Origin of the sequence: Sphingobacterium zeae, assembly GCF_030818895.1 — a bacterium.
Taxonomy (GTDB): Bacteria; Bacteroidota; Bacteroidia; order Sphingobacteriales; family Sphingobacteriaceae; genus Sphingobacterium; species Sphingobacterium zeae.
The window spans coordinates 4,784,245-4,797,484 of sequence record NZ_JAUTBA010000001.1 but is presented as its reverse complement, the minus strand read 5'-3'; the positions used below and the strand labels follow the sequence as shown (position 1 = coordinate 4,797,484).

The 13,240-nt window shown below is 40.8% G+C and carries 9 protein-coding genes; 6 read left to right on the top strand and 3 right to left on the bottom strand.

The window, feature by feature from the left end:
* Positions 1–79: 79 nt before the first annotated feature.
* Positions 80–1,078: a beta-ketoacyl-ACP synthase III gene (locus QE382_RS20075; protein ID WP_307187490.1), complete on the bottom strand. Its 999-nt coding sequence runs from the start codon at positions 1,076–1,078 to the stop codon at positions 80–82.
* Between the two features lie 299 nt (positions 1,079–1,377).
* The gene (gene pdxR, locus QE382_RS20070) at positions 1,378–2,814 is read right to left on the bottom strand and encodes a MocR-like pyridoxine biosynthesis transcription factor PdxR (RefSeq protein ID WP_307187489.1); all 1,437 of its coding nucleotides are present in this window, start codon (positions 2,812–2,814) and stop codon (positions 1,378–1,380) included.
* Positions 2,815–3,032: 218 nt separating this feature from the next.
* Here pdxR and QE382_RS20065 point away from each other — a divergent pair, with 218 nt between their 5' ends.
* Positions 3,033–4,190 carry an aspartate aminotransferase family protein gene (locus QE382_RS20065; RefSeq protein ID WP_307187488.1) on the top strand — a complete coding sequence of 386 codons (1,158 nt, stop codon included), beginning with the start codon at positions 3,033–3,035 and terminating at the stop codon, positions 4,188–4,190.
* A gap of 128 nt (positions 4,191–4,318) precedes the next feature.
* Positions 4,319–4,741 (top strand): NUDIX hydrolase, encoded by a 423-nt coding sequence (locus tag QE382_RS20060; RefSeq protein WP_307187487.1) that lies wholly within the window; start codon positions 4,319–4,321, stop codon positions 4,739–4,741.
* Positions 4,742–4,754: 13 nt separating this feature from the next.
* Here the strand turns inward: QE382_RS20060 and QE382_RS20055 are convergent, their stop codons facing one another.
* Positions 4,755–5,282, bottom strand: coding sequence for a hypothetical protein (locus tag QE382_RS20055; protein WP_307187486.1), 528 nt, complete (start codon positions 5,280–5,282; stop codon positions 4,755–4,757).
* A gap of 234 nt (positions 5,283–5,516) precedes the next feature.
* Here QE382_RS20055 and QE382_RS20050 point away from each other — a divergent pair, with 234 nt between their 5' ends.
* The 4 genes from QE382_RS20050 (at position 5,517) to QE382_RS20035 (ending at position 13,225) form a co-directional block, all read left to right on the top strand.
* Entirely contained in the window at positions 5,517–6,878 is a 1,362-nt protein-coding gene (locus tag QE382_RS20050) for a sensor histidine kinase (protein ID WP_307187485.1), read from the top strand.
* Positions 6,879–7,262: 384 nt separating this feature from the next.
* Complete coding sequence (locus QE382_RS20045) at positions 7,263–9,866, top strand: zinc-dependent metalloprotease (RefSeq protein WP_307187484.1); 2,604 nt, start codon at positions 7,263–7,265, stop codon at positions 9,864–9,866.
* A gap of 19 nt (positions 9,867–9,885) precedes the next feature.
* The gene (locus QE382_RS20040) at positions 9,886–12,915 is read left to right on the top strand and encodes a SusC/RagA family TonB-linked outer membrane protein (protein ID WP_307187483.1); all 3,030 of its coding nucleotides are present in this window, start codon (positions 9,886–9,888) and stop codon (positions 12,913–12,915) included.
* Positions 12,896–13,225 (top strand): hypothetical protein, encoded by a 330-nt coding sequence (locus QE382_RS20035; RefSeq protein ID WP_307187481.1) that lies wholly within the window; start codon positions 12,896–12,898, stop codon positions 13,223–13,225. Before QE382_RS20040 ends, QE382_RS20035 begins: the two co-directional genes overlap by 20 nt.
* Positions 13,226–13,240 lie beyond the last annotated feature (15 nt).

Genomic DNA, 13,240 nt, shown 5'->3' with positions numbered 1-13,240 from the left:
AAGAAAAAAATGCCAGAAATTATCAATTTCTGGCATTCAATTATAGTGTGAATTTATGACGACTAAAGTTTTTGATCGCTTAAATCATCCATTTAAATATGCTGGCTCCCCAAGAGAAACCTGCACCAAAGGCGGTTAACATGACTAAGTCACCGGTATTTAATTTTTTAATGTTTTGCCAGATACATAGTGGGATCGTGGCAGCAATGGTATTTCCTAGGTATTCGATATTACTTAACGCCTTGTCTTCTGGTATATTAAGACTACGTCCAACGGCATCAATGATGCGCTGATTAGCCTGATGTGGGATTAACCAATTGATATCTTCAATTTGGAGGTTGTTGCGTTGCAAAACGGTATTACACGCATCGCTCATAGACTGCACAGCATGTCTGAATACAGTTTTACCATCTTGCTTCAGAAATCTGTTGTCGTTTACAGGGAGATTGCTGTCGATGGGATACAAAGAACCTCCAGCCTCGATTTTTAAAAACTCTTTTCCCGCTCCATTGCTACATAGATAGGCATCCATAATTCCTCCTTCTAAAGATGGTTCAAGCCATATCACGCCAGCGCCATCACCAAAAAGAATATTGGTCGAACGGTCTTTTAAATCGACATACGTACTGATGTTGTCGGCCCCGACAACAAGTACGTTTTTGTAACGCCCTGTCTCCACCAAAGCAGCAGCCATATCCAGGGCATATAGAAATCCAGAACAAGCTGCATTAACATCAAAAGCCCAAACATTGGTAAGTCCTAATTTTTCTAAAATGATGTTTGCTGTTGCAGGCATCGGCATATCAGGTGTAGAAGTCGCTACAATGAGCGCATCTACCTCTTTCAGGTTTTTATGATATTGTTCTGCCAGATCTTGTATCGCTTTTACAGCCATATCTGATGTGGCAAGATTCTCTTCTAAAATTCTTCGTTCCTTAATACCTGTACGTTTGATAATCCATTCATCGGATGTATCGCAGAACTGTTCTAAATCTGTATTTGATCTCTTATTCGGTGGAATATATCCGCCAATACCGGTTATTGCGGCATATGGCCTGTGGGGTATTCTCTCCGTCATAAATTAATGTACTCCATTCTCTCTTATTGTATCGCTATTCAATTGGAATAGCTTTGTGCTATTTGAGCTGTAAAACTACGGTTAATTTATGCGATTGGTAAGTAAAAAAAAAGATTTTTGACAAAATAATTACCTTTTACCAACACTTTTAACTGTTTTTTACGTGTTGCCTATACTAATCTTCTAAACGGTTTTGAGGATGCGAAATTAAATATTGAATGTATTTATGTTTTCCGAATTTTAATCTAATGAAGTGCGTCCAAACTGGAAAATAGTCTACCTACTTTTTGTGTTTCAAATCAGCGGAAGGAGCGTTTGGCCTGTTCCAAAAGTTCAGCCAAAATGATTAGTCCTTCTTCGATCAATTCCTCTGATAAGGATCCGTAGCCAAGCCGTATTCCGCCAAAAACATTTTCTCTACTGTAGTTTTCGGGATGCGGTATATGTACTGATTTTTCCTTTAATTTTTGGAATAAAAATGCCCAGTCGATTTGATGTTTAAAAGATAGCCAAACCGCCAATCCTCCTTGTGGAGAAGTATAGCTCACATGATCCTGCAGATGTTTGTTCAATTGGGCGATCATAAAATCACGTTTCTTTTTGTAAAGCAGCGTTGCTTTTCGAATATGTCTACGAATTGTTGCATCCTGAATGAGTTCAAGTACAGCTTGCTCCATAATATTGTCACCTTGTATATCGATGATGTAGCGAAGTTCGGTAATCTGCTGGAGCAACTGCTCGTTTCTTGTCGCCAGATAACCGATACGGAGTGCTGGTGCGACAACTTTGCTCAGCGTACCAATGTATACTGTATTGATCAGCTCCTGCTGTGAAGCGAGCGGATAATAGGGAACTCGTTCAAAATGAAATTCGTAATCGTAATCATCCTCAATGATCGTAAAGTTATATTGGTTGGATAATACTATTAATTGTGATCTCCGTTCTTTGCTTAATGTGACAGTGGTTGGATATTGTCGATGTGGGGTAAGGTATAGCGCCTTAATATTGCTCTTTTTCAATAAATGAGGTAGTAATTCTTCAACGATAAGACCATCGGTATCTACGGGAATAGGAATCAATTTCGCGCCGGCTTTTTCAAAGATCTTCCAGGCTGAATGGTATCCAGGAGACTCCACAAAAATATAATCATTGGGCTGCAATAGGCATTGAGCGACCAGGTACATGGCCATTTGACTTCCACGACTGATGCATAGGTTATTTTTATCAATGTGCATGTTGCGCTCGATGTTGAGCATATTGGCGATTTCTTCCCGAAAATCAAGATGTCCTCGGGGATCGGCATAGCCCATCATTTTCCAACGTGCGCTGCGTTTAAAAATCTGACGATAGGCCCGCCCGAGCTGTTCTACTGGGGCAATCTTGCTGTCTGGATTACCATCATCGAATATAATACGCGTAAGGGGCTGATGATCCGAGAATTCGATCTTTTGTGCAACATATAGGTTAGAGCCATAAGGTAATTGAGCCGCTACAAATATACCTCTACGTGCCTGACTAACCAGCCAGCCTTCGCTCAACAGCAACTGTATGGCATCAATTACCGTGTTTCGGTTTAATTTTAGTTGGGCTGCAAGAGATCTGCTACTGGGTAAGGCCGTTCCCTTCGCCAATCGACCTGATTGTATATCAGCAGAAATGTTATCCGCTATTTGGATATAAATCGCTTTTGAAGAGGATCTGTCAATATCTATCGTTAAATTCCAAGGTCTAAGCATGAGGCTATTGTATCGGGTAATTGTTCAAATATACAATTGTTCTGCAGGATTAAAATACATCGGATAGATTATGCATGATCAGTGCTGCGCTATTCTATTTAAGATGAGTTATTTTGTTTATTGCCTGTGACGGCTGGACTAGGAATAAATAACCATCTTGGACTAGGAATGAAAGGAGATTTAAGTTGATTTTTGAGTTTTACTAATCGAAGTCATTCATGAAACCATTTCCCGTTTTTGAGAAAGTTGATATTGCAATAGAACGAGCCCTTGGTTGCTTTGTCTATGATAAACAGCAGCAGGCCTATTTAGATCTCTATGGTGGTCATGCCGTTATTTCTGTCGGGCATAGCCATCCGCATGTTGTTGAAGAAACTATACAACAGATGAATAAGATCGGATTTTATTCAAATGCAGTTACAAACGATCTTCAGGATCGTTTGGCCGAGCGCTTAGGTAATGCCTGTGGTTATCCTACATATGCTGTTTTTTACAGTAATTCGGGGGCTGAAGCAAATGAAAATGCACTGAAGTTAGCTTCGTTCCATACGGGAAGGAGGAAAGTATTGGCGATGTCAAATGCGTTTCATGGGAGAACCTCAGCCGCGGTTTCGGCAACGGATATCCGGTCGATTCGTGCACCATTAAATGACAGTGAACAATTTGTTTTTACACCCTTCAATGAGATCTCCAGTTTGAAAAAACAATTGGAAACCGAAGAATATTGTGCTGTGATCATTGAACCTATTCAAGGTGTCGGGGGGATTCATCGGGCAAGTCCTAGTTTCTTACAGGAAGTAAGAGCAATCTGCACGAAAACTGGGACTATGCTTATTTTGGATGAAATTCAATGCGGGTATGGGCGCACGGGACGTTTCTTTGCACATCAGCATGCTGGGATAGAAGCCGATTTAATTACGGTGGCCAAAGGGATTGCAAATGGCCTCCCGATGGGGGCGACAATTATTTCGCCTAAAATAAAGCCGGTCATGGGGCAATTGGGCACTACTTTTGGCGGTAGTCATGTGGTTTGCGCGGCGGCACTGGCTGTACTTGATGTCATCCAAAAAGAGCAATTAATTGATAATGCCGCAGCTGTAGGTGAATTTCTGTTGACAGAATTAAGAAAAATTCATGGCGTAAGTGAAGTGAGGGGGCAAGGATTGATGATTGGCGTAGAGTTTGAAAACGATATTCAACACCTACGGGAAGAACTTTTGTTTTCTGAAAAGATTTTTACAGGATATGCAGGACGCTATACCCTCCGACTATTACCGCCGCTCTGTTTCACCATAAATCACGCGGAGACATTTTTGAAGAGTCTACGGAAGCTTGTGCAGAAAGAGGAACTAGCCGATGATGTTTCGGTATATTGATTGGCCCCTCTATAATGATTTTCTGTGAAGTTTTAATGAAGAATTCTCCAGATGAGCTGTTACGCTTTGATAAATGTTGTAAAAGAAGTAATTTCACATCTAGCGTATTTAATCAGTAATAGCTTATAATGGATTTCAAGACAACAAAAAAATATTTGCCTACAGCGGGTTTAGTGAGTATTAAGGAAGATAAATTATTATTGGCGTATAGCAACAATAGAAAGGCATGGTATCTGCCAGGTGGGAAGATTGATGCAGGGGAGGAAGCCCTGCAGTCCCTACGTCGCGAGATTTTGGAGGAGTTGAATATCAATCTGGATCCGGATAAAATCTCGTACTATTGCCATATAACAGCCCCGGCGTACGGGCTTGTGCCAGAGGTTATGATGGAACAGGATTGTTTTCTGTATCCATTAACAGAGCAGATCGAACCTAGTAATGAGATTGGCGCCGTTCGTTATTTTTCACACCAAGAATACCTGGAAGAGCCTATCCAGGTCATTGGCGTTTTGCATGTGTTTGACAAGTTGAAGGCTGACGGATTGATTTAAAAAACTGTCGCTACTAGATGCCGTAGCCTTCATTGAGGCAGCTTATACCTTTTGTGTTTTTTAAAGGAATAATTTTCTGGCTTTTGGTATCCATGCGCCATGCCTTGACGATTTTGTCGAAATATTCTTTGCTTTCATCGACCCGGCTAATGGCTATAATTTCACTGTTTGGTTTGTCACCTTGCTTGCAGTTGCATAAGCTAAGCTGCTCGTTGGACTTCAGTTTTTGGATATTGATGGTATCCAAAATCTTGTATTTGACTTTACCTTTGGTATCATCGGGTAATAATTCCTCTAAAATACAAACACCATTTTTGGCATTTGTAAAATAACCGGCAGCAAAGCGATAGTCCCCATGTGCATTCTTGTCGGTTTCAATAAGTGCGCCAGTTGCGTAGGTATAAGATTTTAATTCAGCAATTTCATTGATCTCACGGAATACTTTCCCATATAAGGGGTTTTTCTGATCATTCGGACTGTTGAAACTGTACCAACAGCAGATCGATAGCAGTGCAAATGAAATAATTAGAGTTTGTTTCATGGTGTCAAATCATTAATTAGGGTATTAAGATAATAATTCTCTTTGTTATTTTAATGCATGTTTTAATTAAAACCCTCTTTTGGTCGACTAAATTTACAAAAAGTAATTAGCGTTTTTTTTAATTCTTTGCGGCCTGTATTTGGAAGAGCAGTGGGAATCGATCGGCATTAATGGATACATGGCTTTGTTAAAGTCTTTCTTGTGAGGTAGTTTGCATACGCTTTAAAATTTTTCATGTATTTTTGTGCCGTGAAATTTCGATTTAAAAATGGCGAGCAGAAAAATACTATTATCCTGATTGTCTGTTTGTTGTTGTTGCTGCTGGTAGGGGGAGGACTGCTCGGTATTATTCATCATAAAGTTGATCGTCTTAAGAATAGAATATTGATTGATTTTGCTGATGAGAATATGTTGCTTGTCAAGAAGCAGCTAGAATTGCTGCAACAAGATCTGTACCTTTCTGAGAAAAAGATATTGGAACAACCCGTTTTCGATCCAAAAGAAATTGGCGATTCCTTATTGGTCATTATCCCTGTGGGTCAGGTTGAAGATGTAGGCAACAGGATGCTAACATTGTTACGCACCCGGACAATACATCATCGGCTGTATCATATATACATGGATATTGAACGGCTGAATGCTTATTTTTCAAAACTCAACTTTGGAAGGCGCGCTTACTTTGAGATCTATGACGACCGCGGTATCTGTGTATATTCTCCAGATAATAGGAGGTGGGGACGAAGAAATACTGCAGCATTTTCAAAACAAGGTCAAATTGTCCAGTCAGATTTTCTGCAGCTGGACGTGATGGTCAATTCTTATCCTTCTAACATTCTTTTTGTTGGTGGTGAAATTAAGGTATATGTTTTGTTGTTGAGCATCGAGGAGGAAATCCAGGAATTGTTGACTTATAGTATCTTGCTCGGTGTGGGACTGATGCTGGTGGCTATGGCATTAATATACTTCAATGTTGTGGAGCGGCGTAAAATTCAACAATTGAAATTGCTGGCCTTGGAACAGGAAAATGAATATACGCAGATGCGTCTTGTGCAATTGAGACAACAGATCAATCCACATTTTTTATTCAATACCTTTGGTTCACTTCAGTACTTAATCGGAAAAGACGATGAACTGGCCAAGTCTTTTATTGGCAAGATGACTAAAGTCTATCGGAAGATGCTGCGTACAGACGAGGCGGAATGGTCTACGCTACGAGAGGAACTGGAATTGGGTAAAGCTTATTTCTTCTTGCAGCAGGTGCGTTTTGGGGCGGCATTAAATGATATGGATATTCAAATTTCAAACGAATTACTGGAAAAAAGGATTCCCCGTTTGGGTTTGCAAATGCTTATTGAGAATGCGATAAAGCATACTCGTATTTCTAAAGAGAATCCGCTTACTATCCGGTTGATCTACATTCCTGAAAGTAACTTGCTGGAGATTAGCAACAACTGGCAGCGCCGGCAGGGGGCAGAGTCGCAAGGCGAGGGGTACGGGCTCAATTACTTATCATCGATCTATACTTATTATAGAATGTCTGGTTTTCAGTTCGGAATAGAGGGGGGACAATTTATTGTTCGATTACCACTCGCATAATACCTTATATGAGTAATGAAATTTGAGGTGTCTAACGTGTTCACGTTTTTATCGTGCGTGTTCATACCGCTAAACTACGTGTTCATCCCTTTATGTATTATTCTGTACAATATTTTTAACAAATTTGGCTCTTAATCCAGTGGTTTTAGTTTGTGATCAGCCTAATCTTATCCGACAAGATGTCAAGACCTTTATAGCATGCAATTTAGGATAGACTTCATGGAATAGATGCAATTACTTTCTGATACAACTTATCCTTAGCTTATACAAGCTTTGGTTAAACCATGAATATTCGATTGATATTACATCGATACCAGTGAAAAACAAATAGCGCGCCACGAGCTCATTTATGCCTTTGAAAGCGAGCTTAAAAATAATTATTTGATGAAAAACACTTATACAAAGCTAGCCATAGGTCTTCTATTTTCAGCGGGTCTAATGCAATCTTGTTCTATATTGCAAACAGTTGGTTTAAGAAAAAAAGAGACGGTTATTGCTGCCAAGGATTCGACAGGCAAGAAAGACTCTACAGCAGCGTACGACAAATTGTTGAAAGATGCACAGGTGGATAGTGGGATGTTTACGGTGATCCGTAAGGAAAATAACTACTACTTTGAGATTCCATTGAAAAAGATGGGGCAAGATATTCTGTTGATTCAGAAGTTATCTTCTGTTCCATTGGCGCTGAATGAAGCCGGCGTAAATAAAGGAATGAATTATGAAAATAAGGTCATTCGTTTTACCCATCGTAAGGAGAGAAAAGAAGTATGGGTTTCGGAGATTAAACCACAGGTCGAAGTACCTAAGGGGGATGCGATTGCGGCTTCAGTTTATGATAACTACCGTCCTTCTTATATCGAATCCTTCAAAGTCGAGAGCTACTCCAAAGACTCTAGTGCTGTAGTAATAAAAGTAAACAAGGTTTTTGATGGTTCAGAAAAGAGCTTTACGGATGTGTTTACCTCTTTGGGCTTGGGTACTTCGCCGAAGACCAATATTTCTACAATCGAAGATATCAAATCGTATTCCAATAATATCGTTGTGAAATCGGTATTGTCCACGAAGGTGACGGAAGGGAATGAATCGGTGCCGGTTTCTCTAGAGATAACGAGCAATCTGTATGAGCTGCCAGAAACACCTATGGTAGCGCGTTTTGCCGATCCAAGAGTAGGATTTTTTACTTCACCACGTTGGTATTTTAACGATAAACAACAAGAACTGGATAAGAAAAATCTAGTCAATCGCTGGCGATTGGAACCGAAAGATCAAGACAAAGAGCGCTATTTGAAAGGGGAGCTTGTAGAACCAAAGAAGCCGATTGTTTTTTATTTGGATCCGGCGACACCAAAACAATGGCGTCAGGCTATCATTGATGGCGTACACGATTGGCAGGTCGCCTTTGAAGCTGCTGGTTTCAAGAATGCAATTCTGGCTAAACAACAGCCCGACAGCGTCAAATTTGATCCGGACGATGCTAACGTTTCTTCTATCGTATATGCAGCATCTGCACAGGCTAATGCGATGGGACCATCCGTCGTTGATCCACGCTCGGGCGAGATATTGGAAGCTGATGTGATCTGGTGGCATAACGTTATGACTATTCTGAACAGCTGGATGCGTATACAGACAGGCATCGTCGATACATCAGTACGTGCTAATGTTTTCTCCGATGAGAAAATGGCACATGCCATTCGTTTTGTATCATCGCATGAAATTGGCCATACTTTGGGGCTTATGCATAATATGGGGGCATCGGCAAGTTTCCCTGTGGATTCATTACGGAGTAAAAGCTTTACCGCAAAAATGGGGGGGACAGCACCTTCTATCATGGATTATGCGCGTTTCAATTATGTCGCGCAACCTGAGGATGGTGTAGAACAGATTACTCCGGTGATTGGCGCATACGACAAGTATGCGATTGGCTGGGCTTACCGTTGGTATGGCAAAACGCAACCTTGGGATGAAATTCCTTTGTTAAGAAAGGAAATTGACAGCCATGTACACGATCCGATTTATCATTATGGTGAACAGCAGGATTCAAAAAATATCGTTGATCCGCGGGCCCAATCGGAAGATCTGGGTGACGACGCGATGAAAGCTGGCGAATATGGCATGCTGAATCTGCGTCGTATGATGCCGAATATAATCAACTGGACCACTAATGTAGGTGATGATTACTACCGTGCCGGTAAATTATATATGGGTGTCGTCGGTCAATGGTACGCGTATGCGGACCATGTTCTAAATAACATCGGGGGTATCTATCTAGAAAATGCTGTTTTGGGCGATCAAAAAGATGCGTATAGTCCAGTGCCAAAAGACAAACAGGTACGTGCTTTGGAATATCTCAAGAAGAATGTTTTCTACATGCCCGAGTGGTTGTTCGTCCCAGAGCTGATGGCAAAAACTTTTCCGTTGAGAGATTCGCCGATAGGACCATTTGAGTACGCTCCTTATAACTTACAACGTGAATTTCAATACGCTATGTTGTATAAACTTGTGAACGATGAGCGTCTACTGCGTATGGTTGAGATGGAAAATCTTTTTGGAAGTAAAAAAGCATGGAGTGCACCTGAGTTTCTGACTTCTGTACGTCAGACAATTTTTGCTAAAACCATCAGTGGACAAGCGTTGGATCTTAAAACACGGATGCTTCAACAAAACTATGTGGATGTGCTGATGGTCTCTACAAACAAATCCATGGAGAAGTTAAACGCGAAGAAACTGGCAGGCATTGAGCAATTGGTTGAAGCGACACGACCTGCTCTATGTTTGCATCCACAACATGCATCCTCTTCACCAGTTGAACTTCGGAATGTCCATGTCACCGGTATGATGCGCACGTCCGATATGCTGACCTACAAACGCGCTGAATTATATGAGATCTACCAGTTGCTGAAACAAAAGCAGCGGACTGGTGATGCCATTACAAAATCGCATTACATGGATCTTTTACTACGTATTGCAAATACCTTAGAATTAAACTAATATATTAACATCTACCAAAATGAATAAGTTTTTAATACCGTTGACCTTCATGTGTGTGCACGTTGCGCATGCGCAGGAATCCAGGGAGCTGAAAGGAAAGGTACTGGATGCGGTCACGTTAAAACCGGTCGTTGGGGCGACGGTTGTCGTTGAAAGTTCGGCAGTAGCAGAAGATATCGGTGTACCTAATCAGGTGCAGCAGTCGGCCTTGGGTTCATTGACCGATGCGGCTGGTGAATTTCGCTTAAAAGTGCCTAGTAATTTAAAATATGTAACGATTAGCTATGTCGGGTACCAGCGTATTCAAGTGCCGGTATTCCAGGATCATAAAACAATCTTGCTGCAGCCAAGTGGTGAATCCTTGGATGAGGTGATCGTAACAGGTTATACGGATATCAAAAAACGTAAGAATACGACGGCTTACAATAAAATCAATGTAGCAGACATCAAGCAGACGGGGGTTGCATCGATCGATGAAATGTTGGCCGGTCAGGTGGCGGGTTTACAGTTGAGCAATTTTAACGGTGGACCAAATAGTGCGCCACAGATCCGTATCCGTGGTACAGTATCACTCAATGGCACCCAAGACCCATTATGGGTGATTGATGGCTTGCCTATCGAAGGCACTGCAATGCCAAACCGAATAGATAAAGACGATCTTAATAGTTTGACAAATCTTCCTATTGCAGGCATCAACCCCGATGATATTGCCGATATTACCGTTTTGAAAGATGCTGCAGCGACTTCAATCTATGGTGCGAGGGCAGCAAACGGGGTGATTGTAATTACCACGAAAAGAGGTAAACCTGGACCTGCAAAATTACAGGTTTCGGCCAACACCTTTGTAACACAGCGTCCAGACTTTGGTAAACTTAATCTGATGGATGCCAGTGAAAAAATAGATTTCGAACTTTTGATGGCCGACCGTACCGATTTAAATTATCGTACAGATAAGGGGGCTGTTATGCGGATATTAAACAAAGCAAATGCATTGGATGCTTATCGTTCTGGTGGTTTAGCAGCTCTGTCACCGGAAGTACAACAGTCAATCAATCAATTGCGCACACAACAAACAGACTGGGGGAAAGAATTGTACCGTCAGGCAGTTAATCAACAATATTCGGCATCCATCTCTGGTGGTAATGATGGACATCGCTATTATTTGTCCAGTGGTTTTTATGATGAAAAAGGAGCTACAAAAGCGGTAGATCTCCGTCGTTATTCCCTCACGCTAAATAATGACTTTACAATCAACGATCGATTTAAAGCCGGTATTAATTTATTGGGCTCGGTCTCGAATAGACAAAATCCAATTCAGGATCGGGATGCTTTTACGAACCCAAGTTATTATGTCCGTTCAGTCAACCCATATCTTTCTATTTATGATCAATCTGGGAAATTTAACTATGACCCAGATATCGAGGGTTTTGAAAAAGATACCTATATTCCTTTTAATGCAATAGAGGAACGTGAGAATACCAAATATACATTGACGAATAAGGCGTTAAAAGCAATCAGTTATTTAGAATACGCTATTTTACCACAGTTATCCTTGAGAACAGAGCTTGGTTTGCAATTTGATGAAAATAAAACAGAAAAATTTGCTGATCAGGAAAGCTATAATACCCGCAAATTGCGCGCTGCTACACGTTACTATGATGCCGCTAGTAAGACAAATAAGTATTTCTTACCTGTAGGTGGAACGATCGAGAATTCCAATAATAGCGTGTTTCAATACAATTGGAAAACGTACTTAAAATACAATAAAACTTGGAACGATCGCCACGAACTGGATGTAATGGGCGGAACAGAACTGAGACGGAGCAAGAGTGAGATTGTAACGACTAAAGGCTTTGGATACAACCCGGCCACATTGACGACTCAAACGCTTATCTTTCCAAACAGTACATACCAAAATGATTCAAGGTTCGTGCAATATAGAAAAGGATTTGTGGAAAGTTCTTATGCCTCGTTCTATGGGAATGCAACCTATACATTTGATCGGAAATACAACCTATATGCAAGTATTCGACAAGACGGTTCGAATATGTTTGGTGTAGATCCTAAATACCGCTTTCTTCCGATTTGGTCTATTTCTGGATCATGGAATGTATTGGAAGAAGAGTTTATAAAAGGAAAAACAGCCTTGTCTGATCTCCGAGTGCGGGCCTCTTATGGTACGCAAGGAAATATTGATCGCAATACCTATCCTTTTATTGTTGGATACTATAATAACATTACCATGTTACCAGGTAATAATGAAGGAACAGTATTTGTCGATATGCCTGCCAATGATAAACTTCGCTGGGAAAAGACACAGTCATATAATGCCGGAATTGATTTGGGCTTATGGAAAAATAGATTAAATATCACTGTTGATTATTATAACAGAAAAAGCACAGACTTGATCGACTATAGCGCAATTCCATTAGAAAATGGTTTCCAAAATGTAAAAGTTAATTGGGCTTCCGCAAGAAATCAAGGTGTTGAATTGACTATCTCAAGCCGTCAAATCCAAACTGATAAATTTTCTTGGTCAACAGATTTTAATATTGCACATAATAACAACAAACTATTAAAGGTGCTGGCTAATCCAAAAGCTTATTCCCTTGAAACACAGGTAGGACGCCCAATTAATGGTTTATATGTGTTGGAAACAGCCGGATTGGATAAAGATGGGGTGATGCAATTTAGAAATCAAGATGGAACGGTTTCAAGCTTTGAGGAATTCTATGGATTATATGATCCTTGGGCAGAGTTCCTGCCGGGGTATATTTCACAAACCGATATGACAGCCGCAGAATACCGCGCTAAATTTAAATATAAAGGCAGTAAAGATCCTAAGTTTGTTGGCGGTATGACCAACCGTTTCCGTTATGCTAACTTTGATCTTGCGATCTCTGCGGTATTTAATTTGGAACGTTGGGTGACCCGTACACCCACCTATAACCCCGGCTTTGGTAGATCGGGGGCAGAATTACACTGTAGATCTGTTGAAGGCGGTTCAAAAGGACTTAAATATGCCCGCATTGGGAAGTATAAGTTCTGAATTCAATGATCGCTGGATGGCCTTTGGTTGGATGGAAAGCAACGATCCGATCAAATCATTCAACCTATATGATATCTGGGCCAAGAAAATGAGTTATGTCCGCATCAATAGTATACGTTTAGGCTACACCTTACCGGCCGCACTAAGCAAAAAAATTGGCGCAGGCAATTTGCGTGTGAATGTAGAAGGACGTAACCTTTTTGTTATCGGTGCTAATTACGAGGGGTATTTTGATCCAGAGACCTATGGTAACTATTATGCGCAACCGATCAGTAAATCTTTTGCCTTTGGTCTGTCAGCAAGTTTTTAATTTTTTTAATTGATA

Coding starts and splice junctions, on each gene's coding strand:
- QE382_RS20065 (WP_307187488.1), top strand. CDS start 3,033: ATGAAACCATTTCCCGTTTTTGAGAAAGTTGATATTGCAATAGAACGA.
- QE382_RS20055 (WP_307187486.1), bottom strand. CDS start 5,282: ATGAAACAAACTCTAATTATTTCATTTGCACTGCTATCGATCTGCTGT.
- pdxR (WP_307187489.1), bottom strand. CDS start 2,814: ATGCTTAGACCTTGGAATTTAACGATAGATATTGACAGATCCTCTTCA.
- QE382_RS20075 (WP_307187490.1), bottom strand. CDS start 1,078: ATGACGGAGAGAATACCCCACAGGCCATATGCCGCAATAACCGGTATT.
- QE382_RS20060 (WP_307187487.1), top strand. CDS start 4,319: ATGGATTTCAAGACAACAAAAAAATATTTGCCTACAGCGGGTTTAGTG.
- QE382_RS20045 (WP_307187484.1), top strand. CDS start 7,263: ATGAAAAACACTTATACAAAGCTAGCCATAGGTCTTCTATTTTCAGCG.
- QE382_RS20040 (WP_307187483.1), top strand. CDS start 9,886: ATGAATAAGTTTTTAATACCGTTGACCTTCATGTGTGTGCACGTTGCG.
- QE382_RS20050 (WP_307187485.1), top strand. CDS start 5,517: ATGTATTTTTGTGCCGTGAAATTTCGATTTAAAAATGGCGAGCAGAAA.